General features: G+C 72.7%; 25 protein-coding genes and 1 pseudogene. 8 read left to right on the forward strand and 18 right to left on the reverse strand.

The genetic code is table 11. The annotated features are described in order from the left end of the window. Positions 1-57: 57 nt before the first annotated feature. The 7 genes from AC5RWQ_RS28510 to AC5RWQ_RS28540 form a co-directional block, all read right to left on the reverse strand. On the reverse strand, positions 58-1350 hold the full coding sequence (locus tag AC5RWQ_RS28510) for a CapA family protein (protein ID WP_494285721.1): 1293 nt from the start codon (positions 1348-1350) through the stop codon (positions 58-60). 53 nt (positions 1351-1403) lie between these two features. Beyond that, positions 1404-4262: a type I DNA topoisomerase gene (gene topA, locus AC5RWQ_RS28515; RefSeq protein ID WP_494285722.1), complete on the reverse strand. Its 2859-nt coding sequence runs from the start codon at positions 4260-4262 to the stop codon at positions 1404-1406. Positions 4263-4601: 339 nt separating this feature from the next. Then, complete coding sequence (locus AC5RWQ_RS28520) at positions 4602-5219, reverse strand: hypothetical protein (protein ID WP_494285723.1); 618 nt, start codon at positions 5217-5219, stop codon at positions 4602-4604. Beyond that, positions 5210-5752, reverse strand: a complete 543-nt coding sequence (locus AC5RWQ_RS28525; protein ID WP_494285724.1) for a hypothetical protein — start codon at positions 5750-5752, stop codon at positions 5210-5212. The genes AC5RWQ_RS28520 and AC5RWQ_RS28525 overlap by 10 nt, the downstream gene beginning before the upstream one ends. 114 nt (positions 5753-5866) lie before the next feature. Next, on the reverse strand, positions 5867-8227 hold the full coding sequence (locus tag AC5RWQ_RS28530; RefSeq protein ID WP_494285725.1) for a sodium-translocating pyrophosphatase: 2361 nt from the start codon (positions 8225-8227) through the stop codon (positions 5867-5869). Between the two features lie 315 nt (positions 8228-8542). Continuing rightward, on the reverse strand, positions 8543-8980 hold the full coding sequence (locus AC5RWQ_RS28535) for an ATP-binding protein (protein WP_334491467.1): 438 nt from the start codon (positions 8978-8980) through the stop codon (positions 8543-8545). Next, complete coding sequence (locus AC5RWQ_RS28540) at positions 8977-9324, reverse strand: STAS domain-containing protein (protein ID WP_334491466.1); 348 nt, start codon at positions 9322-9324, stop codon at positions 8977-8979. The genes AC5RWQ_RS28535 and AC5RWQ_RS28540 overlap by 4 nt, the downstream gene beginning before the upstream one ends. Before the next feature lie 141 nt (positions 9325-9465). Here AC5RWQ_RS28540 and AC5RWQ_RS28545 point away from each other — a divergent pair, with 141 nt between their 5' ends. From AC5RWQ_RS28545 to AC5RWQ_RS28555, 3 genes are all read left to right on the forward strand, one after another. Continuing rightward, positions 9466-11952 carry a DEAD/DEAH box helicase gene (locus AC5RWQ_RS28545; protein ID WP_494285726.1) on the forward strand — a complete coding sequence of 829 codons (2487 nt, stop codon included), beginning with the start codon at positions 9466-9468 and terminating at the stop codon, positions 11950-11952. 77 nt (positions 11953-12029) lie between these two features. Then, positions 12030-12236 carry a hypothetical protein gene (locus AC5RWQ_RS28550; RefSeq protein WP_334491464.1) on the forward strand — a complete coding sequence of 69 codons (207 nt, stop codon included), beginning with the start codon at positions 12030-12032 and terminating at the stop codon, positions 12234-12236. A 47-nt stretch (positions 12237-12283) separates the two neighbouring features. Then, a complete protein-coding gene (locus AC5RWQ_RS28555; RefSeq protein WP_494285727.1) occupies positions 12284-12862 on the forward strand; it encodes an LURP-one-related family protein in 579 nt (192 codons plus the stop codon). 213 nt (positions 12863-13075) lie between these two features. On the opposite strand, the gene AC5RWQ_RS28560 is transcribed toward AC5RWQ_RS28555, so the two are convergent. The 7 genes and pseudogenes from AC5RWQ_RS28560 to ssd form a co-directional block, all read right to left on the reverse strand. Continuing rightward, the gene (locus AC5RWQ_RS28560) at positions 13076-13549 is read right to left on the reverse strand and encodes an Rv3654c family TadE-like protein (RefSeq protein WP_494285728.1); all 474 of its coding nucleotides are present in this window, start codon (positions 13547-13549) and stop codon (positions 13076-13078) included. Beyond that, on the reverse strand, positions 13546-13914 hold the full coding sequence (locus tag AC5RWQ_RS28565; RefSeq protein ID WP_494285729.1) for a TadE family type IV pilus minor pilin: 369 nt from the start codon (positions 13912-13914) through the stop codon (positions 13546-13548). The genes AC5RWQ_RS28560 and AC5RWQ_RS28565 overlap by 4 nt, the downstream gene beginning before the upstream one ends. Then, the gene (locus tag AC5RWQ_RS28570) at positions 13911-14078 is read right to left on the reverse strand and encodes a DUF4244 domain-containing protein (protein WP_120727603.1); all 168 of its coding nucleotides are present in this window, start codon (positions 14076-14078) and stop codon (positions 13911-13913) included. Before AC5RWQ_RS28570 ends, AC5RWQ_RS28565 begins: the two co-directional genes overlap by 4 nt. A gap of 25 nt (positions 14079-14103) precedes the next feature. Further along, entirely contained in the window at positions 14104-14739 is a 636-nt protein-coding gene (locus tag AC5RWQ_RS28575; protein ID WP_494285743.1) for a type II secretion system F family protein, read from the reverse strand. Between the two features lie 69 nt (positions 14740-14808). Continuing rightward, positions 14809-15762 (reverse strand): annotated as a pseudogene (locus AC5RWQ_RS28580) (hypothetical protein); the annotation flags it as partial. 5 nt (positions 15763-15767) lie between these two features. Continuing rightward, entirely contained in the window at positions 15768-17000 is a 1233-nt protein-coding gene (locus AC5RWQ_RS28585) for a TadA family conjugal transfer-associated ATPase (RefSeq protein ID WP_494285730.1), read from the reverse strand. Further along, entirely contained in the window at positions 16997-18100 is a 1104-nt protein-coding gene (ssd, locus tag AC5RWQ_RS28590; RefSeq protein ID WP_494285731.1) for a septum site-determining protein Ssd, read from the reverse strand. The genes AC5RWQ_RS28585 and ssd overlap by 4 nt, the downstream gene beginning before the upstream one ends. A gap of 396 nt (positions 18101-18496) precedes the next feature. Between ssd and AC5RWQ_RS28595 the strand changes: the two genes are divergently transcribed. Both AC5RWQ_RS28595 and AC5RWQ_RS28600 read left to right on the forward strand, forming a co-directional pair. After that, positions 18497-19324: a VHL beta domain-containing protein gene (locus AC5RWQ_RS28595; protein ID WP_494285732.1), complete on the forward strand. Its 828-nt coding sequence runs from the start codon at positions 18497-18499 to the stop codon at positions 19322-19324. Between the two features lie 115 nt (positions 19325-19439). Continuing rightward, on the forward strand, positions 19440-20342 hold the full coding sequence (locus AC5RWQ_RS28600; protein ID WP_494285733.1) for a hypothetical protein: 903 nt from the start codon (positions 19440-19442) through the stop codon (positions 20340-20342). Between the two features lie 53 nt (positions 20343-20395). Here the strand turns inward: AC5RWQ_RS28600 and AC5RWQ_RS28605 are convergent, their stop codons facing one another. Further along, positions 20396-21262: a sigma-70 family RNA polymerase sigma factor gene (locus tag AC5RWQ_RS28605; protein ID WP_494285734.1), complete on the reverse strand. Its 867-nt coding sequence runs from the start codon at positions 21260-21262 to the stop codon at positions 20396-20398. 148 nt (positions 21263-21410) lie between these two features. Between AC5RWQ_RS28605 and AC5RWQ_RS28610 the strand changes: the two genes are divergently transcribed. Next, entirely contained in the window at positions 21411-21875 is a 465-nt protein-coding gene (locus tag AC5RWQ_RS28610; RefSeq protein WP_494285735.1) for a carboxymuconolactone decarboxylase family protein, read from the forward strand. Positions 21876-21952: 77 nt separating this feature from the next. Here the strand turns inward: AC5RWQ_RS28610 and AC5RWQ_RS28615 are convergent, their stop codons facing one another. Then, entirely contained in the window at positions 21953-22585 is a 633-nt protein-coding gene (locus AC5RWQ_RS28615; RefSeq protein ID WP_494285736.1) for a VOC family protein, read from the reverse strand. Positions 22586-23037: 452 nt separating this feature from the next. Between AC5RWQ_RS28615 and AC5RWQ_RS28620 the strand changes: the two genes are divergently transcribed. Next, positions 23038-23598, forward strand: a complete 561-nt coding sequence (locus tag AC5RWQ_RS28620) for an NADPH-dependent FMN reductase (protein ID WP_494285737.1) — start codon at positions 23038-23040, stop codon at positions 23596-23598. A 295-nt stretch (positions 23599-23893) separates the two neighbouring features. On the opposite strand, the gene AC5RWQ_RS28625 is transcribed toward AC5RWQ_RS28620, so the two are convergent. Together AC5RWQ_RS28625 and map are read right to left on the reverse strand one after the other, a co-directional pair. After that, positions 23894-24262, reverse strand: coding sequence for a nitroreductase/quinone reductase family protein (locus tag AC5RWQ_RS28625; protein WP_494285738.1), 369 nt, complete (start codon positions 24260-24262; stop codon positions 23894-23896). A gap of 226 nt (positions 24263-24488) precedes the next feature. Next, complete coding sequence (gene map, locus AC5RWQ_RS28630; protein WP_494285739.1) at positions 24489-25271, reverse strand: type I methionyl aminopeptidase; 783 nt, start codon at positions 25269-25271, stop codon at positions 24489-24491. Positions 25272-25337: 66 nt separating this feature from the next. Between map and AC5RWQ_RS28635 the strand changes: the two genes are divergently transcribed. Beyond that, positions 25338-25658, forward strand: coding sequence for a helix-turn-helix transcriptional regulator (locus tag AC5RWQ_RS28635; RefSeq protein WP_494285740.1), 321 nt, complete (start codon positions 25338-25340; stop codon positions 25656-25658). The last annotated feature ends 750 nt before the right edge of the window (positions 25659-26408 follow it).

Below are 26408 nucleotides of genomic sequence, written 5' to 3' on the forward strand. Positions count from 1 at the left end.
CGCTGGACAGGGCGATTGGTCACCTATCAGTCGAATTGCGGAGTTCACTCCTGTGATTTACCCGTTCGGCGTAGCCGCCTTGCTGACCGGGCCGAGCACCTTGAGACCGTTCGATGCCCCACCCCGCGCCAACAGGTGCCCCCGGATGCGGTCCTCGGCGGCCTGGTAGATCACCCGGCGATTCGCCGGGGTCGCCGGGTCCGCCAGCGCCGCCGGCAGGTCCACCAACCGGATGTCCGGATTGAGGTCCATCCAGGTAGGGATGGCCTCGGCCAGGGTGACCCGCCACTTCCCCTTGGCGATCTCGGTGAAGGTGAACCGGCTCATCACCCCCTCCCGGTTGGCGAAGACCGGCTCGAGGTGCCGGGCGACCTGGTTGCCCATCCCGTAGGCGATCCACTTCTGACCGACCTTCTCGATCGGCTGCACCACATGCGCGTGGTGGCCCAGGATCAGGTCGATGTCCGGGGACGCGATCAGCGGCTTCGACCACTCCTCCTGCTTGGCGTCCGGCAGGTTCTCGTACTCGGTGCCCCAGTGCAGGCTCAGCACCACGATCTCCGCGCCGGCGGCCCGCAGCTTCCGCGCCGCGGCGAGGATCTTCGCCGGCTCGATCAGGTTGGCGATCCAGTCCTTGCCCGCCGGCCGCTGGAGGCCGTTGAAGTGCAGGGCGTACGCCAGGTGCCCGACCCGTACCCCGTTCTTGGTGTAGATGCGCGGGGTGAGCGCCTCCTTCTGGGTACGCGCGCTGCCGGTGTGCCCGATCTTCGCGGCGTCCAGCGCGGCCAGGGTGCGGTTCACCCCCGCCTCGCCCTGGTCGATGGTGTGGTTGGAGGCCGTCGAGCAGACGTCGAAGCCGGTGCCCCGGATCGCGTCCACCACCTGCGGGGGGACGCTGAACTTCGGAAAGCCGACGAACGGCCCGTCCGGCTTGGCCAGCGGGGTCTCCAGGTGGCAGATCGCCAGGTCGGCGCCGGAGACCGCGGGGCGCGCCTGCTGGAACAGCGGGTTGAAGTCGAGCGAGCCGGGGCGCCCGGAGCGGGCGGCGTCCCGGCGGGCCTGGCTGGTCAGCTCCGGGTGCACCAGCACGTCACCGGCGCCCAGGATGGTGAACAGCCGGCGGCCGGAGGAGTCCCGCCGCACCTTCGGGTCGGCCGGGGTCGCCACCGGCCCGGCCCCGGCGACCGGTGCGCCCGCGCCGATGCCCGGCACGTCACCGATCGCGTCGCCCCGCATCCAGCCGGTACGCCAGACGATCAGCCCCGCTCCGGCGAGCACCGCCACGACGAGGGCGACGATGCCCGCCACCTTCGCCGGACTGCCGCCGCCCGCACTCCCCGCTTTCGACACCGCGACAGACTAGGTCATGGCACGCCGAACGTGAGCCCCCGCTGTGCGGCGACTCACTCTCCGTCGGCGTTTGCCGTGGCCTTCCTGGGGGCAGCCTTGCGGGCCGGCGCCTTCTTCGCCGCGGTGTCCGTGGTCTTCGCCGCCGTCGTCTTCTTCGCCGCCGTGGTCTTCTTCGCCGCCGTCGTCTTCTTCGCCGCCGTGGCCTTCTTCGCCGCCGTGGCCTTCTTCGCCGGGGCCGCCTTCTTCGCGGCGGCCTTCTTGGGTGCCGGACCCTTCGCCCGCTTCTCGGCCAGCATCTCGGAGGCCTGCTCGATGGTCAGCTCCTCCGGCGTCTGGCCCCGGCGCAGCGACGCGTTGAACTCCCCGTCGGTGACGTACGGCCCGAACCGGCCGTCCTTGATCACCAGCGGCTTCTCGGTCAGCGGGTCCACGCCCATCTCCCGCAGCGGCGGGGCGGCGGCACGCCGCTGGCGGGCCTTCGGGGCGGCCAGCAGGGCCACCGCCTCGTCCAGCGTGACGGTGAACATCTTGTCTTCCGAGTCCAGCGAACGGAACTCGTCACCACGCTTGACGTACGGCCCGTAGCGGCCGTTGTTGGCGACGACCTCGTTGCCGTCGGCGTCGGTGCCGATCACCCGGGGCAGGCTGAGCAGCTTCAACGCCTCGTCAAGGGTGAGCGAGTCCGGCGACTGCGAACGGAGCAGCGAGGACTTCCGCTCGCCGCTGGCCACGTACGGGCCGAACCGGCCGGACTTGAGCAGGATCGGCTCGCCGGTGGTCGGGTCGTCACCGAGCTTGCGCTCGCCGCCGCCGCCCAGGAAGAGCTCCTGCACCTTCTCCGGGGTCAGCTCGTCGGGCGCCAGCCCCTCCGGGATCGGCGCCCGGTCGCCCTGACCGCCGCCCTCCTCGCCCTCGACCTTCGGCGCCGGCTGCTCGCCGGGGAGCGCCCGCTGGAGGTACGGCCCGAACCGGCCGACCCGGACCACGATCTCGCGACCCTCGTCGTCGGTGAAGAGCGGGATCGAGTTGATGCTGCGGGCGTCGATGTCGGTGATGTTCTCGGTGACCAGCTTCTTCAGGCCACCGGCGTGGGCGATGGCCTGGTCGCCGGTGCCGTTGGTGCTGCCGAAGTAGAAGGAGGTGAGGAAGTCGACCGAGGCGTGTTCGCCGCCGGCGATCTCGTCCAGCTCGTTCTCCATGCTGGCGGTGAAGTCGTAGTCGATCAGGCGCGGGTAGTGCCGCTCCATCAGCCCGATCACGGCGAACGCCAGGAACGACGGGATCATCGCCTGGCCGCGCTTGAAGACGTACCCGCGGTCCTGGATGGTCTGCATGATCGACGCGTACGTCGACGGGCGGCCGATGCCCAGCTCCTCCAGGGCCTTGACCAGCGACGCCTCCGTGTAGCGCGACGGCGGCTGGGTGTGGTGCCCCTGCGCGGCCAGCTCGTCGGCGGTCAGCGGCTGGTCCTTGACCAGGGTGGGCAGCCGGCGCTCGGCGTCCTCGGCCTCGGCGTTCTCGTCGTCGCTCGACTCGACGTACGCCCGCAGGAAGCCGGGGTCGGTGATGGTCTTGCCGGTCGCGCCGAAGTCGGCCTCCTCCTGGGCGGAGGAGACGGCGCGGATGCGCACCGAGACGCTGGAGCCGACCGCGTCGGTCATCTGCGAGGCGATGGTGCGCCGCCAAATCAGCTCGTAGAGCCTGAACTCCTCGGCCGACAGCTCCTTGGCCACCTCACCCGGGGTGCGGAAGTTGTCCCCCGCCGGGCGGATCGCCTCGTGCGCCTCCTGCGCGTTCTTCACCTTGCCGGTGTACCGGCGCGGCTCCGGCGGCACGCTGCGCTCGCCGTACAGCTCGACGATCTGCCGGCGGGCCGCCGCGATGGCGGTCTCCGACAGGTTCACCGAGTCGGTACGCATGTAGGTGATGTAGCCGTTCTCGTAGAGCCGCTGCGCGGTGCGCATCGTCTGCTGCGAGGAGAGGCGCAGCTTGCGGGCCGCCTCCTGCTGGAGGGTGGAGGTGATGAACGGCGCGTACGGGCGGCGGCGGTACGGCTTCTCCTCGACCCGGGTGACGGTGAACGGCCGACCCTCCAGGCGGGCGGCCAGCCCCCGGGCGCCGCTCTCGTCGAGGTGCACCACGCCGGCGCCGGCCCTGACCCGACCGGTGGTCGGCTCGAAGTCCTTGCCGGTGGCGATCCGGTCGCCGCCCAGGGCGATCAGCGTGGCGTTGAAGCTCCGCGGCCCGTCACCGGCGTTCCCCACCGCGAGGGTGGCGAGGATGTCCCAGTACTCGGCGGTGCGGAAGGCCATCCGCTGGCGCTCCCGCTCGACCACGATCCGGGTCGCCACGGACTGCACCCGGCCCGCCGAGAGCTTCGGCATGACCTTCTTCCACAGCACCGGGGAGACCTCGTAGCCGTAGAGCCGGTCGAGGATGCGCCGGGCCTCCTGGGCGTCGACCAGGTCCCGGTCGATCTCCCGAGGGTTGGCGACCGCGGCCTGGATCGCCGGCTTGGTGATCTCGTGGAAGACCATCCGCTTGACCGGCACCTTGGGCTTGAGCGTCTCCACCAGGTGCCAGGCGATCGCCTCGCCCTCGCGGTCCTCGTCCGTCGCCAGGAAGATCTCGTCGACCTCCTTGGCCAGCTTCACCAGCTTGCTGATCTGCTGGCGCCGGTCGGCGGAGACCACGTACAGGGCGTGGAAGCCGTTGTCGACGTCCACCCCGAGCCGGGCCCAGGGCTCACCCTTGTACTTGGCCGGCACGTCGGCGGCGTTGCGCGGGAGGTCCCGGACGTGGCCGAAGCTGGCCTCCACGACGTATCCCGGGCCGAGGTAGCCCGAGATCGTCTTGGCCTTCGCCGGAGACTCGACGATGACCAGACGGGTGGTTCCAGCGTTGCTCGGCACGTCTCTCCCCGACCTCACTCCTGCTCCATGCCCGTTTCGGGCGGTGTCGCGATGCCCGTTTCGGGCTATGTCGCGCCCCCCGGACCGCCGGCGGCCCGGATGTCCAACGTAACGCGCCGCCCGGCTTTCGGGTTTCGCGGGCGACAATCCGCCCCCCGCGCCTTGGGGCCACCGGCGCCACGTGGACGGCACCGGCCGGACGGCGCCACCGTACACCGTGGGTAGGCCCCGGAGCGGAACACTGTGACGATGGCGGACCCTCGGCCGAGGCGCCCCCGGCCGTTTCTCCAGCCGGACCGGCGCGCCGGCTGTCCGCGATCGGACACCCGCCGGGCGAGGTCACGCCGGGGGCGTCGGCCAGTCGGCCCGCGGCGCGGCAGTGGGGCGGTCGCCGACCAGCTCGGCGAGCCGGGCCAGCCGTCGCCGGCCGCCGATCCGGTACGCCGGACCGCCCGCGTTCGCCTCGACCAGCGCCGCCGGCAGGCCCACCACGGCCAGCGCGGCGCGCACGGTCGGCCACCACTCCTGGTCGCCGTCGCCGAGCCGGAGCAGGAACCCGGCCTCGTCGGCCCCGCCCGCCGCGGCCAGCCAGAGCCGCAGCCGCCGGCCGTTGAGGTGGAACCCGGCGGGCGGGCGCTTGCGCTCGCCGACCAGCCAGGCCGTGGCCAGCGGGGCCAGGGTGCGCACGTACGAGGTGCGCACCGCGTACCGCTGGTCCTCGGTCTGCTCCCAGCTGGCGGCCAGCCCGCGCAGGGCGAGCTCGGCGACGAGCACGTGCACCCGCCAGGCCGCGTCGACCACGACCGACAACCGGGCGGTACGACCCATCCGGACCACCCCGCCGGGCCCGGCGAGCAGTCCGGCCAGGTCGGCGACGGACGGATCCGCCGCCTCGGTGCCGAACAGCGACAGCTGGCGCACCGGATCGGGGGGTGAGTCGGGAGGGGTCAGCGACACTCCGGGACCTCGTCGAAGGCCTGTTTGAGCTCTTCCGAATTGAGCCGGCTGGTGTCCAGCGCGCTCGCGTCGTACTCCTTGTTGAGGGTGTCCACGGCGGCCTGGACGCCGTCGTAGAAGGCGGTGGGCTGCGCGGTGCCGAGCCTGTCGATGGTGTCCCGGGCCCGGCCGTAGGCGTCCCGGATCTTCTCCAGCGAGGTGCGGAAGCCACGGGAGATCTCGTCGCCGTGGTCGGTCTCCGGCACGCCGGCGTCGGAGATGCGGCGGCGGGCGTCCTCGCTGGCGTCCTCCGCGCCGGCGAAGAGCCGCACCAGGTTCTCCTTCGCCTGCGCCGGTGTGGTCTGCGCGGTCATCTGCTGATGGGTGCTGCTGGTCAGCTTGTTGATCTCGGCGCGCCAAGGGGTGAGCGCCTCACAGACCGAGGCGGCCCAGGCCCGTGGGCTGGGCCCGCCACCGCAGCCGGAGACGACGAGCACGAGCGTGGCCAGGACCACCGTGAGCTTTCCGGCGGCACTCGCCCGGCACGTACGCATGCGAAGCAGCGTACGGCCTCCCGGTGAATGCGCCACCGGTCAGCCGGACGGCCGCAGCAGGGCGGACGGGTCCCCGGCCGGCGTCGCGCCGACCGGGGACCCGGGGTGCCGCACTCAGACGTTGACCGTCTCCGCGTGCTGGTCCGGGCTGCCCGCCCCGGTTCCGCCGTCGCCGGAGTCGGACATCGCGATGCCCTTGCGCTTGCTGAACACCACCGCGGCGACCACGATCAGCGCCGCGACCAGCGCGATGGTGATCCGCAGCGGGGTGTTCCGGTCGTCGCCCACGCTCCAGGCCACCACGGCCGGCGCGATCAGCAGCGAGACCAGGTTCATCACCTTGATCAGCGGGTTGATCGCCGGGCCGGCGGTGTCCTTGAACGGGTCGCCGACGGTGTCGCCGATGACCGTCGCGGCGTGCGACTCGGAGCCCTTGCCGCCGTACGCGCCGTCCTCGACCAGCTTCTTGGCGTTGTCCCAGGCGCCACCGGAGTTGGCCAGGAAGACCGCCATCAGCGTGCCGGCCCCGATCGCCCCGGCCAGGTACGACGCCAGCGCGCCGGGCCCGAGACCGAAGCCGACCGCGATCGGCGCGAGGATGGCCAGCAGACCGGGGGTCATCAGCTCGCGCTGCGCGTCCCGGGTGCAGATGTCGACGACCTTGCCGTACTCGGGGCGCTGGGTGCGGTCCATGATCCCGGGCATCTCGCGGAACTGCCGACGCACCTCCATCACCACCGCGCCGGCCGAGCGGGAGACCGCGTTGATGGCCAGACCGGAGAAGAGGAAGACGACCGCCGCGCCGATGATCAGGCCGACCAGGTTGCGCGGGTTGGCCACGTTCAGCGCGTTCAGGATCTCGGCCGCGGCGTCGCCCACACCCGCGTCCTCGTACGAGCTGCGCAGCGTGTCGGTGTACGACCCGAAGAGCGCGGTGGCGGCGAGCACGGCCGTGGCGATCGCGATGCCCTTGGTGATCGCCTTGGTGGTGTTGCCGACCGCGTCCAGCTCGGTGAGGATCCGCGCGCCGTTCTCGTCGATGTCGCCGGACATCTCCGCGATGCCCTGGGCGTTGTCGGAGATCGGGCCGAAGGTGTCCATCGCGACGATCACGCCGACGGTGGTGAGCAGGCCGGTGCCGGCCAGCGCGACCGCGAAGAGCGAGAGCGTGATGGAGCTGCCGCCGAGCAGGAACGCGCCGAAGACGCCGGCGCCGATCAGCAGCGCCGAGTAGACCGCCGACTCCAGGCCGACGCTGATGCCGGCGAGGATGACGGTGGCCGCGCCGGTCTGCGAGCTCTTGCCGATGTCCTGCACCGGCCGCCGGTTGGTCTCGGTGAAGTAGCCGGTCAACGCCTGGATGGCGGCGGCCAGCAGGATGCCGATCACGACCGCGCCGATGGCCACCAGCCGCGGGTTCCGGTCGACGTCGGTGAGCCCGCCCTCCAACTCGCCGAAGGTGGCCGGGAGGTAGAGGTAGGCGGCGATGCCGACCAGCACCGCGGAGATCACCGCGGAGAGGTAGAAGGCCCGGTTGATGGCGGTCAGGCCGTTGCGGTCGGAGGGGCGGAGCCGGGTGATGAAGACGCCGATGATGGCGACCAGCACGCCGATGGTGGAGATGATCAGCGGGAAGACCAGGCCGTCCTCGCCGAACGCGGCCCGGCCGAGGATCAGCGCGGCGACCAGGGTGACCGCGTACGACTCGAAGAGGTCGGCGGCCATGCCAGCGCAGTCGCCGACGTTGTCGCCCACGTTGTCGGCGATGGTGGCGGCGTTGCGCGGGTCGTCCTCGGGGATGCCCTGCTCGACCTTGCCGACCAGGTCGGCGCCGACGTCGGCGGCCTTGGTGAAGATGCCGCCGCCGACCCGCATGAACATCGCGAGCAGCGCGGCGCCGAAGCCGAAGCCCTCCAGCACGGTGGGGGCGTCGCCCCGGTAGATGAGGACGACCAGCGCGGCGCCGAAGAGGCCGAGGCCGACGGTGAGGAAGCCGACCACGCCACCGGTCCGGAAGGCGATCTTCATGGCGGTCTCGCGGCCGCCCTGCGCCTCCCGCGCGGCGGCGGCGACCCGCAGGTTGGCGCGGGTGGCCAGCCACATGCCGGCGCCGCCGATGGACGCGCTGAACAGTGCCCCCACCACGAAGAAGGCAGATCGGCCGATCTTCACCCCGAGCTCGCCGCCGTCGGTGTCGTGCACCGGCAGCAGGAACAGCAGCACGACGGCGATGACCACGAAGATCGCCAGCGTCCTGAACTGCCGGAGCAGGTAGGCCGAGGCGCCCTCCTGCACCGCGCCGGAGATCTCCTGCATGTTGGTGGTGCCCTTACCGGCTGCCAGCACGGCCTTGGTCAAGGCGGCGGCGAAGACGAGTGCCACCAGCGCGAGCACCGCGGCGATGACGACGTACGTCAGGTTTGCTCCGGTAAGGGACAGCGCGCCGCCCTCGGGGGCGGCCAAGGTCCCGGACATCTATGTCCTCCTGTACCGAACACTGTCGCGCCGGCCAGCGGACGTACTGACCCGGCGCCTGGATGCGGTTGCGCAAGCGCTCCGACCCGACGCAGACCAGCGATGAACGCACATACCCGCTGGTTGCGGGAAGGATCACTTGCTGACAACCCCGGTACTGTAGCCCTGCGCAGTGTTGGAGGTCACATGCGGGGGAGACCATGTCCGGATGATCTTCGTAACTGTGTTATGAGGAAAAATCTGATATAGGGGCCCAGCAGCGCGACGAGGCCGCGACCCACGCGGGGTCACGGCCTCGTCGGCGAAGAATGACGGTCAGCGGCCGACCGGCCACACCATCCGGACCTCGGTCCCGACGCCCTCGTCGACCGGGCGGACCTGGAGGTCCTCCACGAAGCCGGCGAGCAGGGCGAACCCCACACCGGTGGTGAGCGCCTCGTCGGTGAGCGACTCGTTGGCCAGGTCGTCCGCGTCGAGTTTGGCCAGGCCGATGCCGGCCTCGATCGGCGCCCGGTCCACCACCCGGACCGCGTACACCCCAGAGTCGGACATTTCCACCAGCACCGGATCGGCCAGGCCGTACTGCCGGTGCAGGGCGACCGCCCGCGTGCACGCCTCACCGATCGCCAGCCGGACCTCGTCGAGCAGGTCCTCGCGCACCCCGGCCCGGCGGGCCACCGCGACGCCGACCAGACGCGCGGTGCGCACGTGCACCGGAGCCGGCGAGAAGGAGAGCCGGACCGTCGCCATCACGCGGTGGGGTCCGCGGCGATCGCCGCGTCGACCGTCGGATGCAAGGGGAAGACCTGGTCCAGCGCGGTGATCCGGAAGATCTTGAGCAGCGGCTCCTTGTCGCAGACCAGCGCGAAGGAACCGCCGGCGGAGCGGAGCCGCTTCAAGGCGCCGACCAGCACGCCCAGGCCGGTGGAGTCGAGGAAGTCGACCCGGCCGAGGTCGACGACGACCTGCCGGGCGCCACCGTCGATCAGCTCCAGGAGCCGTTCGCGCAGCCGGGGTGCGGTGTAGACGTCCACCTCACCGCCGACCTCGAGCACCGTGTGCTCCCCCACCGTGCGGGTCGCCAGCGACAGCTCCATCAGTCCTCCTCCGAGAGCCGTAAACTCTCCTGGGCATCTAACCATCCTCGCCGGAACGCCCCGAAAGGTCACCGGCGGAGGCTCCTCCTTACCCACGCCCCCGGTTGTTCACTACCGAACACCAGTGCGAGAGTGCAGGACGTGAACCCCGCAGCCACCGTAACCGCAGGCCAAGGCCCCGGGCGACCGCCGACGGCGGCGCCGGGCGACCTGCTGCGCCGGCTGCGCGCCCGTCACCACGGCGCAGACCCGGTCACCCACGTCGAGCGGGTACCGGCCCGGCCCGGCGAGCCGGCTCCCTGGCCGCAGTGGGTTCCCCCGGAGCTGCGGGCGGCGCTCGTCGGGCGCGGGGTGGTCGCGCCCTGGCGGCACCAGGCCCAGGCCGCCGAGCTGGCGTACGCCGGTGAGCACGTGGTCGTGGCCACCGGCACGGCGTCCGGCAAGTCCCTGGCGTACCAGCTGCCCGCGCTGGCCACCCTGCTCGACGACCCCCGGGCCACCGTGCTCTACCTGGCCCCGACCAAGGCGCTCGCCGCCGACCAGCTACGCGCCGTCGCCGCCCTGGAACTCGACGGGGTACGCCCCGCCACCTACGACGGGGACACCCCGCGCGCCGAACGGGAGTGGATCCGCCGGCACTCCCGGTTCGTGCTGACCAACCCGGACATGCTGCACCACGGCGTCCTGCCCGGGCACGCCCACTGGTCCGGCTTCCTGCGCCGACTGGCGTACGTGGTGATCGACGAGTGCCACACCTACCGGGGTGTGTTCGGCTCGCACGTGGCGCACGTGCTGCGCCGGCTGCGGCGGCAGTGCGCGAAGTTCGGCCGTACCCCCGTCTTCGTGCTGGCCTCGGCGACGTCGGGTGACCCGGCGGCGGCGGCCGGGCGGCTCACCGGCCTGCCGGTGGCGGCCGTCACCGAGGACACCTCGCCGCGCGGCGGGGTGACCTTCGCGCTCTGGGAGCCGCCGCTGCTGCCCGCCGAGCCCGGCGTCGACCCGGCGGTCGCGGACCTCACCCAGGTCCGCCGGTCGGCGCTGCGCGAGACCGCGGACCTGCTCGCCGACACGGTCGCCGAGGGGGTACGCACGCTCGCCTTCGTCCGCTCCCGCAAGGGAGCCGAGGTGGTGGCGGCGAACGCCCGGCGGTCGCTCGACGAGGCGGTTGCCGGGCTCGGTGACCGGGTGGCCGCCTACCGGGCCGGCTACCTGCGCGAGGAGCGACGCGAGCTGGAACGCGCCCTGCTCCACGGCGACCTGCTCGGGCTCGCCTCCACCAACGCGCTGGAACTCGGCGTCGACCTGGTCGGGCTGGACGCGGTGCTGATCTGCGGCTGGCCCGGCACCCGGGCGTCGCTGTGGCAGCAGGCCGGCCGGGCCGGCCGCTCCGGGGACGAGGCGCTCGCGGTGCTGGTGGCCCGGGACGACCCGCTCGACACCTACCTGGTGCACCACCCCGAGGCGCTCTTCGGGCGGCCGGTCGAGGCGACCGTGCTCGACCCGGCCAACCCGTACGTGCTCGCCCCGCAGCTTGCCTGCGCGGCGGCCGAGGCCCCGCTCACCCCGGCCGACCTGGAACTCTTCGGCGAGGGCGCCAAGGAGGCGGTCGACTCGCTGGTCGAGGCGGGCGTCCTGCGGCAGCGGCCGACCGGCTGGTACTGGCGGCACCGGGAACGCCCCGAGGTCGACCTGCGCGGCGAGGGCGGCGCCCCGGTCTGCGTGGTGGAGGCGTCCACCGGACGGCTGCTCGGCACCGTCGACGGCGGCTCCTCGCACTTCCTGCTCCACACCGGCGCGGTCTACCTGCACCAGGGCGTCTCGTACGTGGTCGACTCCCTGGACCTGGCCGACGGGTGCGCGCTGGTGCACGCCGAGGAGCCGGACTGGTCCACCCACGCCCGGGACGTCACCTCGCTCTCCGTCGTATCGGTGCGCTCCTACGTGGACGCCGGGCCGGTCGGGCTGTTCCTCGGCGAGGTGGACGTGACCAGCCAGGTCGTGTCGTACCAGCGGCGGCGGATCGCCTCCGGCGAGGTGATCGACACCCGGCCGCTGGACCTGCCCGCGCGGGAGCTGCGCACGGTGGCGGTCTGGTTCACCGTCTCGCCCCAGTCGCTGGCGACGGCCGGGGTGGAGGCGGCCGACATCCCCGGCGCGCTGCACGCCGCCGAGCACGCCGGGATCGGGCTGCTGCCGCTGATGGCCACCTGCGACCGGTGGGACATCGGCGGCCTCTCCACCGCCCTGCACCCGGACACCGAGGCGCCGACCGTCTTCGTGTACGACGGCCATCCCGGCGGGGCGGGCTTCGCCGAACGGGCGTACGGGACGGCGGCGGCCTGGCTGCGGGCCACCCGGGACGCCATCGCCGAGTGCGGCTGCGAGACCGGCTGCCCGTCCTGCGTGCAGTCCCCCAAGTGCGGCAACGGCAACAGTCCGCTCTCCAAGCCGGACGCGGTGCGGGTCCTCGACGTGGTGCTGGCCAACCTGCCGGCGGAGCCTGCCGAGCCGATCCCGGTCGATGCCGTCCCGGCGCCGGCCGGCCCCGCCGGGCCGGCGGAGAACGTGGCGTGCGCGCCGGCGGTGCCCCACCAGGGGGAGCGGACGGCCGACGTGGAGCCGGCCTGACCCCGTCCCGACGGTGGATCGGTAACGGGTTCCGGGATACGTGCATGACTGACTTCTTCCCTGCGAAGGAGGAAGCCGTGGCCGATACCATCGCCGAGACCGTCGACCTGCTCTACACGATCGACCAGGAAAAACTCACCCCCGACCAGCAGATCGCCCTGGGCTCCGCGCTGGCCAGCCTGGCCCAGGCGGAACGCCTCGACCAGATCAACGAGCGGCTGCGCGGCATCCACCAGGTACTCAACGCCTGGGCGATGAAGGCGACGATCGAGGGCGGACGGTGACCGGTGGTCTGTGCGAGACTCCGGCGCACCCTTCTGAGGAGATCTCGATGCAGCTCGACAGTTTGCAGGCCCAGCACCAGTTCCACATCCGGCAGCGGCTCCGGATGATGGTCAACCAGTACGAGGTACACGCCGTGGCGCCCGACGGCACCGAGGGGGAACTGCTGGCGTTCGCGCAGCAGAAGCGGCTCGCCTTCAAGGAGCAGGTGACCCTCTACACCGACGACTCCAAGCAGCAGCCGCTGCTCGGTTTCAAGGCGCGTCAGCGCCTCGACCTCGGTGCCACGTACGACGTCACCGACCACGCCGGTACCCCGATCGGGCTGTTCCGCAAGGACTTCGCCCAGTCGCTGCTGCGCTCGACGTGGCACGTCGAGCAGGCCGGTCTGCCGCAGATCACCGGTCAGGAGCGGAGCCTGCCGGTGGCGCTGCTGCGCCGGTTCGTCGACTCGCTCTCCTGGCTGCCGTACCACTTCGACTTCGTCGCCGGTGGCCAGCCGGTCTTCTCCGTGATCAAGAAGTGGGGCCTGCGCGACCGGTACGTCGTCGAGGTGCAGCACCCGCAGGTCGACCGTCGACTGGTGATCGCCATGGCGATCGGCCTGGACGCGCTCCAGAGTCGCTGACCCCACCGACGGCCGGGACGGCCGTTCCGCTGGGCCGACCGGTTCACCGGTCGACCCGCGGGACGGGTCGCATCCCGGCCGTCCGCACCTCCCCCGCCACCGCTTCCACCCGCGACATCGCCGCCCCGCTATCGCGGTCAGCCGCAAACCAGGCGGGGTCGTTCCGCCGCCCATCCGCGCCATTGGCGGTCGCCGACGTGGTCCCGCCGCAGTTCAGCTGCGGACCGGGTCGGCCCGGGCGGTGGCGACGGCCACCCGTCGCAGGCCGGGTAGCGGGGTGACCGCCACTTCGACGGTGACCAGCACGTCCAGCCCGTCCGCCCGGCATCCGGTGAGCGTGGCGCCGTTCGCCCGGGCCAGCTCGTCGGCCGACGCGCAGGCCGCCTCCGGTCCGCGCAACGCCCGCCCGGCCCCGGCGAGCGCACCGAAGTCCGCCGCCACCCGGGCCTGATGCCGGGCGACCCGGGCGGCGCCGACCGCCGCGCCGGCGAGGCCGAACAGGACCACCACCAGCCCGACCGCGAGCAGGCAGACGGTGGCGCCGCCCCGGTCCCGACGACCGACCTGGCCCGCCGGCGCCGCTGCCCGAGGTGGCCCGCCGGGCCCGGGCCGGCGACCCGCAGCGCGGGCGGCGCGGGCGGTGGGGTGGAGGTCGGCGGTGCGGTCGACCCGCTCCCGGCCGGTCACGGCTGGGCAGCCGACGCGCCGGGTTCGACGGCGGAGACCGCGGTGGCCGTCACGGTGAGCCGGGGCAGCCGCGCGCCGAGGGCACGGACGGGCGCCCGTACCGTCGCGGCGGCCCGATCGTCGTCGACCGAGACGGAGACGGTGCCGCCGGGCGGCGCGAGTCGGCTTCCCGCTGCCGTGCCGTCCCCGCCCCGGGCGGCGGCGAGCGCGGCCTCCCGCGCGGCGTCCACGCAGGTGGCTTTCGTGGTGACGGCGTCGACGGCGGTGAGACCGGCGAGCAGCAGCAGGAGCAGCGCCGGCAGGCCAGCCGCCAGCTCGGCGGTGAACGAACCCCGGTCGCGACCGGCCCACCGGCGCGGGCTCACTTCAACGCCCGGTCGATGACGGCCGTCAACGCGGACTGCACGTTGCCGGAGGTGAGCACCTTGAGCAGGATGCCCGCGAAGGCGACCGCGGCGAGCGTGCCGACGGCGTACTCGGCGGTGTTCATCCCGGCGTCCCCGCGGAGCCGGGCGATGAGTCTGCGCATGGAGGTTCCCCTTCTCGATCGGTTGTCAGAGCACGTCGCCGAGGACGGCGACGATCACCGGCACCAGGCCGGCGAGAATGAAGGCCGGCAGGAAGCAGAGACCCAGCGGCAGCACGATCAGCACGCCCGCCCGGCGGGCGGACGCCTCGGCGGCGGTCGACCGGTCGGCACGCAGGTCGTCGGCGACGCGGGTCAGCGCCCCGGCCAGGGCGGCCCCGCTGCGGGAGGATCGCAGGGCGGCGGTGACCATGCGGTCCGCGCCCGGCGCCGGCCCCAACTGTGCCCACGCCTCCTCCGGACCACCGCCGAGCCGCAGGGTCCGGCCGACCCGGTGCAGGCGCTCGGCCAGCGGCCCGCCGAGCGCCTCCGCCACCGCCAGCACCGACCGATCCACCGGTGCCCCGGCGCGCAACGCCGCCGCGAGGAGGTCCGCGGCGAGCGGCAGGTCGGCGGCCTCCCGCAGCCGGCGCTCCCGGCTGGCCGGCGGTTCCATCCGCCGGAGCAGGCGCTCCGCCACCAGGGCGGCGACGGCCCCGACCAGGCAACCGGTCCAGCCCCCGACCAGCAGCGCCACCGCCACCCCGGCCAGGGCCGCACCCGCCCGGATCCGGTCCGGCCGCCAGCGCGACCGGCCCGACGACCGGGCGCCACCCTCGGGCAACTCACCGGACCCCGCAGCCTCCCGCCCGCTCCCGCCCGGTGCCGGGCCGCTCCCGCCCGGTGCCCGGCCGAGCCGCTCGGCCCATAGCAGGCCGGCGATCTGCAGGCCCATCGCGGTGACCGCGCTGGCCGCACCGACCGGGGTGTGCAGCAGCACCGCCACCGGATCGGCGCCGATGCCGTAGCCGAGGCCGATCCCGCCGAGCGGCAGGGCGGCGAGCAGCAGTGCGGTGGCGCGGGCGCCGGCGGCCTGCGCGGACGCGGCGGCCAGTCCCCGGTCGACCGCGCGGGCGTCGGCCTCGATGCGTTCCAGGAGTTCGGCCACGGGCGCGCCCGTCCGGTCGGCGAGCCGGACCGCGGCGCCGGTCAACCGGTCCAGCCGGTCCGTTCCGGGCGGCGGGTCGGTCCCGGGCGGCGGGCCGGTTCTGGGCAGCCGGTCGGTCCCGGGCGGCCGGCCGGCCTCGCCGAGTTCGGGGTGGGCGGTGTCCGGGGCCGGTACGGGCAGGCCCGCCCGCAGATCGGCGGCGAGCGCGCAGAGCTGGTCCAGCCGGCGGCGGTGGGCGTGTTCGGCGGACCGACCGGCTCGCCGCCGGAGCAGGGCGCGGGCGCCGAGCACGCCGTACCCGGTCAGCACGACCGCCGCCACCGGCCCGCCGGTGAGCCCGCCGACGGTCGCACCCACCACCCCGACCAGCGGCAGGGTCCGGCGGGGACGCTGGAACAGCAGGTCGACCAGCGGCGGGCGCGGCCCCGGCCGCCCGCCCACCGACGGCTCAGCAGGCCGGGTGGCGACGAGGAGGGGCCCCGGTGCCGTGACCGGGCGGCGGGAGTCGCGGCGCCCGGGCGGCCGGGTGGCCGGTGGCTCGCTGACCCGCGACGACGGAGGCGTCCACCCGGCGGAGAAGTTCGGCCGGGTGGCCCGGAGCACGGCGCGGCGCCGCCGACGGGCGCTGCGCACCGGCCAGGCCACCACCGCGGCGGCGCCGATCAGGAGCACCGCCACCGCCCAGACCGTGCCGGTCATGCCAGTCATGCCGGTCCTGCCGAGCCTGCCGGGCCTGCCGGTCCTGCCGAGCCGGGCCACGGTTCGGAGAGGATCGGCGGCACCGGCACGCCACGATCGCGCAGCAGCACGGCCAGCGCTCGCCCGGCCAGCCCGAGGCCACGCCCCCGGATCCAGGCCGGCACCACGGTGACCAGCCGGTCGGGACCCTCGGGCAGCAGGAGACAGACCGACTCCAGCACCCGGCCCCGGGAAGACCGCCGGACCTGGAGCACCACCTGAAGGGCGGCCACGACCTGGGCGTGCAGCGCGGCCCGGGGCAGCCCGCCGAGCAGACCGAGCGCCTCCAACCGGGCCGGTACGTCGGCCGGCGCGTTCGCGTGCAGCGTCCCCGCCCCGCCCTCGTGGCCGGTGTTCAACGCGGCCAGCAGGTCGACCACCTCCCCGCCCCGGCACTCCCCGACCACCAGCCGGTCGGGCCGCATCCGCAGTGCCTGGCGGACCAGCTCGCTCAGCCCCACCGCCCCCGATCCCTCCACATTGGCGGTCCGGGCCTGAAGCCCCACCACATGCGGGTGCACCGGGCGCAGCTCGGCGGCGTCCTCCACCAGCACGATCCGCTCGGTGCCCGGGACCAGACCGAGCAGCGTGTTGAGCAGGGTGGTCTTGCCCGAGCCGGTGCCACCAATGACCAGGTACGCCAGTCGGGCGGCCACCACGGCGGCCAGCACCGGCGCCATCGGCCGGGGCACGGTGCCCTGGCGTACCAGGTCGTCGAGGGTGAACGGGCGCTGCCGGAAGGTGCGCAGGGAGAGGTAGGGACCGTCGGTGGCCACCGGGGGCAGCACGGCGTGCAGTCGGGTGCCGTCGGGCAGCCGCGCGTCGGCGTACGGGGAGCCGTCGTCGAGCCGGCGGCCAGCGCCGGCGGCGAGCCGCTGCGCCAACCGGCGTACGTCGTCGACCGACCCGAGCGGCACGGCGACCTGGCACAGGCCGTCGCCCCGGTCCACCCAGACCCGGGTGCCGTTCACGAGCACGTCGGTGACCTGCGGGTCGGCCAGCAGCGGGGCGAGCGGACCGGCGCCCACCAGGTCGTCGTGCACCCGGTCGGCCATCCGCAGCACGGCGGTGTCGCCGAGCACGGCGGCACCCGGCTCGGCGCGTACGGCGGAGACGATCGTGGCCGGGGTGACCGGGGCGGCGGTGCCGGCGATCCGCTGCCGGACCCGGGCGGAGAGCTCGTCGGGCTGGCCGGTCATGCCGCGCCCGGCACCGGCAGGCCGGTCAGCTCGGCGACGATCCGCCGGCAGAGGGCGGCGAGCGGGCCGCGCCCGGCACCCGCCGGCGCCTCGCCGCGTTCCAGCCCCCGGCACAGCGCCGGCTCGGGCCGCAGCGTGCCGGCGAGCGGCAGGCCGAGGGCGCGCGCCACCTCGGCCGCCTTCAATCGGCCCGGTGCGGGACCGCGCACGATCACCCCGAGCGACGTGCAGTGCGGTGCCGCCGCTGCGGCGACCCGGGCGGCCGCCGCGGTGGCCCGCAGCTCGGCCGGTACGACGAGATAGGTCTGGTCGGCCGCCTGCAACGCGACCACGGCCGCGTCGTCGAGCTGGCGGGGCACGTCGATCACCACGAAGTCCCGGCCCCGACGGGCGGCGTCGACGGTGGCGGCCATCGCCTGGGCCGGCAGGTTGAGCAGGTCGCCGCGGTCCCAGGAGAGCACCACCAGGTCACCTCGGTTGGGCAGGGCGTGCACCAGGGCGGGCGCGTCGACCCGGCCGTCCGCGTCGGTGAGCGCCGGCCAGCGCAGGCCGTCCAGCTCCTCCCAGCCGAGCACCAGGTCCAGCCCGCCGCCGAGCGGGTCCGCGTCGACCAGCAGGGTGCGCAGGTGTGCCCGGGCGGCGGTGACCGCGAGGCCGCCGGCGAGGACGCTCGCGCCGGCGCCGCCCCGACCACCCAGCACGGCAACCGTACGGGCCGGTCCGCCGGGCGGCCGGTCGTGCCCGCACTCGGTGAAGCGGTCGACCAGCCATGGTTCGGCCGCGGGGAGGGCGGCGACGTGCTGGGCGCCGATCAGCTCGGCGATCTCCCAGCCGGGGTCGAGCTGCCCGGAGCGGCCGACCAGCACGGTGCGCGGCCGGTGGGGCAGGCGGGCCCGCAGGCAGGCCTGGGCCTGGTCGGCGCCGACCAGCACCAGCGGCGCCGGCACCCAGCGGGCCCGGGCGGCGGCGGGATCGGCGGCCAGCTCGACCTCGGTGCCGCCGGCTGCGGCGAGCCGCAGCAACTCGTCGAGCAGGTCACCGTCGGAGGTGACCACCAGCGGAAGCCGAAGGTGCGGTGGAATCGAGGTGCGCGATGGCATGCCGGCCTCCAGCAGTCAGGGGTGCTGACCGCGACCCTGCCGCGCGACCCCGTCGCTCCGGCGGCCGGCAGGTCCCGCCTGTGGACAACGGGCCGCCCTGTGGACAACCACCGCGACGCCCGGCGGATCTGCTATGCGGGCGACACGGTCCACACCCGACGGATCGGCGAACGCGCCCCAGCGAGCCGCGCCGTTACATCATGTCGACGTCCACGCCGAACGAATGGCCGATCGACCCTGCGCAGATCACGGTCGGCGGGGCGGGGCCGCGAAACGGCCCGCGTACGGTCGGCATGTTTTCCACCTCGGGAACCATTGACGACATGCGACGCCGTGCGCCGATAATCGGACCCCACGCCGCCGTCGAGGTGGCACCGCGCTCTCGGAGACGGGGCCATGGCCGACTCACCCGACGACACCCACCGCACCGATCCGACCCTGCGCATCGGCGGTCGGCTGCCGGGGTCGCGCCACCGCGAGGGGCTGCCGTCGTACCCATCGACGGTCGACCACGACGGCCGGCATCGGACCGAGCCCTCGCCGCTGGTGGGCCGGTCCGCTCCCGGTCCCCGGTGGGACCCGGCTCCCGGCGGCCCGGGGCGGACGCTGGTGCTGGCCTGCGTGGCGGTCGGGGTGCTCGCCACCCTGGTCTTCGCCCTCTCCCCGTTCTGGTCGGGCCCGGAGCCGGCGGAGGACGGGGCGGCTCCCGCGGCACCCTCGGCCGGGGCGGCGGACTCCGAGGTCGTCGGCCTGGAGAGCGCCACCCCAAACGTGATGTTCTCCCCCGCGCCAGTCTCCCTCTCCACTCGGGCCGCGCTGCCGCCCCGGCCGCCGACCCAGCGGCCCACCCTGCCGGCCGGCGGTACGACCAGCCGCCCCGGCCCGTCGACCACGCCACCGAAAGCCCCGGCCACCGGGTCGCCGGTCGCCCAGCCCCGGCCGGACGAGCTGCAACCGATGCCCCCGTCCCAGGAGCCGGCGCTGCGCTCCAGCAGCGGCGGCCCGGAGACCTTCATCGACTTCGTCAACGCACGCGGCTCGCAGGTCGTCGTCTACTGGCTCGACTACGGCGGCCAGCGGCAGCCGTACGCGGTGCTGGAGGCCGGCCAGGAATACCGGCAGCAGACCTACGTGGGCCACCCCTGGGTGGTCACGGACGCCGGCGGCACGGCGCTGGTCTGCTTCCTGCCCGCGCCCGAGACGAAGAAGGCCGTCGTTCGATGAGGACGCCGGGATCGAGCCTGTAACGCCTGTCCGGTCGGCACCGCTTGATCATCGGGACGGGCGGACCGTTCCGCCGGTCCTTTGTGGGCTGGCCCCTCCGCGCACCGAGGTATCGATGCCCTTCACCTCTTCTGCCCGACGACACACCCTGGGCGTCCGCGTCGCACTCGGCGTTCTGGGCGCCCTGCTGGCCGCGACGGTGCCCGCCGCGCCGGCTCTCGCCGCGCCCAGCCGCGCCGACCTGGCCGTCACCGCCTCCGCCGACCCGACAACCGTGGTGGACGTGGGCGGCGGGGCGGCCGTCCAGGTCGACGTCCGCAACGCCGGAACCAAATCCGCCGCGGACATCACCCTCCGGTACGTCCTCCCGCCCGGCGCCTGGTTCACCGACGGCAACTCCGTTCCGGCCGGCTGGCAGTGCGACTTCCGGACGACCCTGAGCTGCACGTACGGATCGCTCGCCGCCGGCGCGACCGCTCCCCGGCTGCGCTTCTACGTCTCCTTCCCGGGCGGGCAGGTCGGCGAGACCGCGACGGTCACCACCACCGCATCGACGAGCAGCAACGAGTCCTCCCTGGCCAACAACACCGGCACGGCGACCATCAGCTACATCCGTGGCGTGACCGACCTGGCGCTCACCCAGCTCTCCGCCCCGGCGCAGGTCCGGGTGGGTGACACGGTGGACATCACCGTGGACGTGGCGAACAGCGGCAACATGACGGCCCAGGAGGTCTATGTCACGGTGCCGCTGCCGGCCGGCTTCACCCGGGTGTCGGAGGCCCCGAACGGCCCCTGGTACTGCGACTTCGTGGACGACCCGGCGCTCGGTGGGCCGCAGTGGCGGTGCACCCTCTACCAGCTCGTCAGCGGCTGGCAGGCGGACACCCTCTACCTGACCGCGACCGTCACCTCCGGCACCCCGGGGGACACCGTGCCGGTGAGCGCGTCGGTCTCCACCAACTCGCCGGAGGACAACCTCGGCGACAACAGCGCCCAGGCGAGCATCATCATCGCCTGACCGGGCACCCGCGGCCCCGGCGTCGGGTCACACCCCGGCGCCGGGGCCGCCGGTCAGTCCACGACCAGCTCGATGGCACCGATCTGGTCCGGGTCGGCCACCACCTCGATGCCGATGATCCGGTCGGTGACCACGAAGCTGATCACGATGCGGGTACGGCCGCCCACAGCCACCACCGCGCCCGGTGCCCCGTCCACGAACGCCGGCACGGCGGCCTGGGCGCGTCCGGAGAAGAAGCCGGCCACGGCGGAGCGGCCGCGCACCTCGCCGGCCCCGCCCATCCCGACGGCAGCGGCGTCGGAGCGCAGGACGACGTGTGGGTCGAGCAGGGTGAGCAGGTCGTCGAAGCGCCCCTCGCGAGACGCGGCGAGGAACGCCTCCACGACCCCGCGCTGCCGGGTGCGGTCCGTCTCCGGCGTCGGTGATTCGCCCTGTACGCGACGGCGGGCCCGACTGGCGATCTGCCGTACGGCGGCCGGGCTGCGGTCGACGACGGGCGCGAGCTCGTCGAAGGAGACCGCGAACATGTCGTGCAGCACGAAGACCAGCCGTTCGGTGGGGCCGAGGGTCCGCAGCACCACGTCCAACGCGCGTCCCACCGACTCGGTCAGCAGCGCCTCCCGCTCCGGATCGACCTCACCGGTCCCGGCCGTGGTCGGCTCGTCCGCGGCCACGTCGGCGGGCCGTTCGTGCCGCGCGGTACTGGAGCCCAGCCGATCGAGGCAGACCCGTCCGACGGTTGTGGTGAGCCAGCCCGGCAGGTTGTCGATGCCGTCGACGTCGGCGCGGCTCAGCCGCAGCCAGGTGTCCTGGACAGCGTCGTCGGCCTCGGCCCGGGAGCCGAGCATCCGCTGGGCCACGGACCGCAGCCGAGGACGCTGCTCCTCGAAGCGCTCGGCCAGCAGGTCGTTGTCGGTCATGGCATCGCAATCCTGGCTGACGTCCGCCTCGGCGTGACTGCGGTCACATCTGTCACGTCACCCGTCCCATCGTCGACATCCCGATGACGGACGAGAACGCGACGGCGACGAGCGCCGGCCAGCGTAACAGGAAGGACGGGATGGACAGATGACCATTCAAGCCCGCATGCAGAACCCCGCGACGCTGCTCCCCGACGCGGTGAAGGCGATCAACCTGCTCTACAAGGCGGCGCACTCCGCCGGAGTCCCCACCAGCACGCTGGAACTCGTCCATCTGCGGGCCAGCCAGATCAACGGGTGCAGCGCGTGCGTCGACTCCGGTGCCCGCGGCGCCCGGAAGGCCGGCGAGACCGAGGAGCGACTGTTCGCGCTGGCGGCCTGGCGGGAGACGCCGTACTTCACCGACGCGGAGCGGGCCGCGCTCGCGCTCGCCGAGGCCGCGACCCGGCTCGCCGACCGGGCCGACCCGGTGCCCGACGAGGTGTGGGACGAGGCCACCCGGCACTTTGACGAGAAGGAACTGGCCGCGGTGGTGCTCTGGCTCGCCACCACCAACTTCTTCAACCGACTGAACGCCACGACCCGCCAACTCGCACCGCAGAACTGGGGCTGAGCGGGCATCGACAGCGGCTCGGGCGGCGGTGGGCAAGCCGTCGCCCGAGCCCTGTCGGGGCGCTCGCAGTGCCTTACTTACTTCGGCAGATCCGCGCCTGCCTGCTCCCGCACCATGTACTCCGCGTACCAGTCGGGCCAGTTCGCGTCCGTCTCGCCAATGCGCTTCTCGTGCTCGCCGTGGGCGGCCGCCGCCCGCCGAAGCGCGCTCGCCAGGTCGCTCGCCGAGCCGAACGAGGTGGCGGCAGACTCGATGCGCCCGGGAAGCCGGGTCGTGATCTCCTGGAGCAGCCAGTTGTTGCCGTCGGGGTCACTGAACGAGGCGCGCGAAAAATAGCTGCGCCGCTCGGGATCCAGACCGCTCTCCGGGCCGCCGGGGCCGATGTGGAAGAGCTCGCTCACCTCGACACCGGCGGCGACCAGCGCGTTCCGGGCCGCCTCGATGTCGGACACGATCAGGTACTCGCTGGCTGAACCGGGCGGGGCCGACGTGAGGTTCGGTCCGAACTGGACCGAGCACCCGGAGCCGGGCGGCGTGAACTGGACAATGCCAGGCGGTGTCTGGTCGAGCCGCCACCCGAGGCGCCCGTAGAACTCCTTCGCGCGGTCGACATCCGAAACCGGGATGACGACCACCTCGAGCTTCATGTCGACGTTCTTGATGGTCGTCGTGCCGCTCGCTTCGTTGCTCCGGACATTCGTCGTGCTCATCGCGGCCTCCCTGGGGCTGAGTCAGGGCATCAGGCGCTTCCCCGGCGGCGTCGTACCAGCGGGACTCCCCGATCGGTCTCCTGGCCTCCGTGCAGCGCCAACGAACCCGACGCCCAGGCATCAGGCGGGCCGTCGCACCCACGGAGGCCGCCGGTGAGGCGGGGTCTCGATGACGACGGTACTGCTTCCGCACCTGCGGGAGGCCTCGTTCTCGGCATCGCCTCCACCGTCGACCGGGACGCCCACCGAGCGCGTTCGCGCCAGCATCCTCGGAGACCGGACAAGATCCTCTCATCCAGATTGGGGCCGTTGTGCCCCTTCCTGCGATGCCGTCGGGTTCGCTTGTGACGGTAGGCACGTGCGCACCTCAATTGCTTGACCAAGCAATGACTTGCCGTACCGTTGCTCCGTCACGCAGGGCCAGATGTGACCTGCACGAGGAGGAACCGCAGATGACCAGGATCGGAATCATCATCGGCAGCACCCGGCCGGGGCGGAACGGCGCCGCCGTGGGGCAGTGGGTGCACGAGGTCGCCAAGCAGCGCACGGATGTCGAGTTCGAGCTCGTCGACCTGCTCGACTACAAGCTGCCGCACCTGGACGAGGCGTACCCGCCGTCGATGGGGCAGTACCAGCAGCCGCACACGCTGGAGTGGGCCAACAAGATCGCGTCGTTCGACGGGTTCGTGATGGTGACGCCGGAGTACAACCACTCGACCTCCGGGGCACTTAAGAACGCGATCGACTTCCTCTACGGCGAGTGGAACAACAAGGCCGTGGGATTCGTCAGCTACGGCTCGGTGGGTGGCACGCGGGCGGTGGAGCACCTGCGGCTGATCGCCGGTGAGCTGCAGATGGCCGACGTGCGGTCCCAGGTGGCGCTCTCGCTCTTCACCGACTTCGAGAACTTCAGCGTCTTCACGCCCAGCGACTTCCAGCGCGACGCCCTGAACGCCACCCTCGACCAGGTCGTGGCCTGGAGCCAGGCCCTGGCGCCGCTGCGCGCCAAGTAAGGGACCAACGCCCCGCACGGAAAGACAAGAGCTCAACCACCGCCCGCTGATCCAGCAGCTCCGCCACGCTGGCGCCGGGCCGACCGGTGCTCACTTCGCAGGGGTACGAGACGCCACGCCCGCCGCATGGGACGGTCCGCGACACGTCCGACGACGGCGTCGCATGCGGCGAGGCGTTTCCCGCCAACCTTGACCCCGACCACCTGAGCGGGATACTCACTCCAATTCGGCACGACAGGACGTTTCGTCAGCGGGCCGACCTGTCGTATGCCGGCCAACGGTCACGCACGTCGCCTCAGCCGGTCGGGTCCAACGCGACCACCAGCGAGGTTGCGGCCCAGTCGGAGAGCTGCTCGCCCTCCCGCCAGCCCTGATATTTCGCCGCCAGTAGGCGCCGGGCAAGCGCGCCCTCGGCCGGGTCGGCCACGAACCGGGCGGTCACCGCGACCGTTCCGGGCAGGTCGTCCCGCAGTTCGCGGGGACCGCCGAGGCGCATCCGGGCGCTCGGCTCCCGGCGCAGGTTGCGGACCCAGTCGGCGGCGTCCCCGTTGCCGGAGAGCAGATACCGGATGCCGTCGTGCTCCGCGTACCAGATCTCAATGGTGTGGGGGCGGCCGCTGCGCCGGCCGACGGTGGTCAGGTAGGCGAAGTCGCTGAGGGGCACGGGAGCGAGCCTATGACGTGCGGCGGCCTGCTGCCGAGGGCGGCTTCGAGCACCAGTGGGCCTGGGTGCGGGTCCCCCCGCCGCTGCTCTGGGTGTCCTGGCCGGGGATGTTGATCAATCGGTGAAGGGCGGCTGGTTGGCCCACGCGGTCGCACCTGGCAGCCTTCCATTTCAGCGACGACGGGTGGTGAACTGCTGGGAGCGGGGAACGCGGATGACTGTCACCTCACGGTTGCGCCTGCTTCGGCAAGGTGAGAACTTCGGCTCCATCGTTGGTGATAGCGATCGTGTGCTCACTGTGCGCTGTCCGGCAGCCTGTCGCGCTTCGGAGTGTCCAGCCATCGGCATCGGTGACGAGCTCGGCGGTGTCCGCCATGACCCATGGCTCCAATGCCAGCAGCAGCCCAGGGCGCAGCCTGTATCCGCGACCGGGCCGCCCCGTGTTTGAGACGTGCGGGTCCTGGTGCATCGTCGATCCGACGCCATGACCGCCAAACTCGGTGTTGATCGGATATCCCGCCTCGCTGAGGACCGAGCCAATGGCATGGGAGATGTCACCGATGCGAGCTCCGGGGCCGGCCGCGGCTATCCCTGCGCACAATGCGCGCTCGGTCGCGTTGATCATCGCAACGCTCTCCGGGGGCTTTACGTCGCCGACAATGAAGCTGATGGCGGAATCAGCGACAACTCCGCCTCTGGAGACAGCGAGGTCGAGCGTCAGCAGGTCGCCGTTGGCCAACGTGTAGTCGTACGGCAGTCCGTGGAGCACGGCGTCGTTAACTGACGTGCAGATGTAGTGGCCGAACGGCCCGCGTCCGAAGGACGGCTCATAGTCGACATAGCAGGACTGCGCCCCGGCCTCGGTGATCATGCTGTGGGCCCACAGGTTGATGTCCAAGAGGTTTGTGCCGACCGTGCTGCGGCTCTTCAGTGTCTGCAGCATGCCGGCGACCAGGGCGCCGGCGTCCTTCGCTCGCAGCAGGTCTGTGGGGTTCAGGATCTCGATCATGCAGCCCCTTCCTCGCGCGCCCAATAAGTATCCCGGCCATATTATCCCGGTACTAGAATCGGAGCCATGGTCAGGTTGCCGCTCACTCCCGCAGAGGTCGAGCGCGGACAGCGCCTCGGCGCCCTCCTGCGTCGAGCCAGGGGGGAGCGTTCGATGCTCGGTACCGCGCTGGACGCAGGTGTCTCGCCGGAGACTCTTCGGAAGATCGAGTCCGGTCGCGTAGCCACCCCTGCCTTCCCGACCATCGCTGCGATCGCCGACGTCCTCGGCCTCTCCCTCGATGCAGTGTGGTCAGAGATCAACCAGTCAGCCGGCGGGGCCGAACTCGCAAGATCAGGTCGCCACGCGGGTGAGCGGTTGGCCTCGTCTGCTGCATCCGGCCGGTGAAACGCCGCCGTAGAGCGTCCTGGCAGACGAGGGAGACACCCTGTGACCGGAGCGCTTGCCCCGGAAAGGGACGGCCCCCGTCGGGGGGAGCCTGGTCGATGTTGTCGGGCAGTGTCAGCGGGTGTCGTTCCCTGTGGTCCCGCCCTCGGTGTCATGCCGGCTGTGACCATTGGAGTCGGTCGCGCACCACAGCGTTCGCTGATTTTCTGCTGACGCGGTGCCTTCTTGACCCCGCAGACAGCACGAGTGCCCCTTCCGGCGGCCAGAACCGGGCGCGCAGGGAGGAGCGCAGTACGTGAATGGGCAGATCAGCCGATCGTGACCGGCGACTTCGATGCCGTTCGCATCGTGCTCGAAGGCCGCCATCAGGGCGGCGCTGTTGGACGACGACTTGCCTGCTGGTGCAGTCTTGCGCGGCGACTGTTCCAAATCTTGTCCACCACGCGTCAACTACGACATGGGTCGCTAGCTTTCCGGTTCTTCCCCGCATCGGGGGGCGGTCTTACTTTTGGTATGTGACGGTGCGTCGGCGGGCGCTGCCGATGTGGCTGACCGCCATGTTGATGTTTGCAGTTGCCGGTTGCGGGACCGGCACGTCACCCAAACTTGAGCAGGTTGAGGAGGGGTCTGCTGCACCGATAGGTGACAGTTTCAGTCACGCGGCCTGACTGGCCGGTGGGGTCATGATGGTCTCGTACTCGATAGGGGTCAACCGGGACAGAGAGTGTTGTCGTCGGCGGCGGTGGTAGG

The sequence above is a fragment of the Micromonospora sp. BS32 genome (assembly GCF_059089345.1).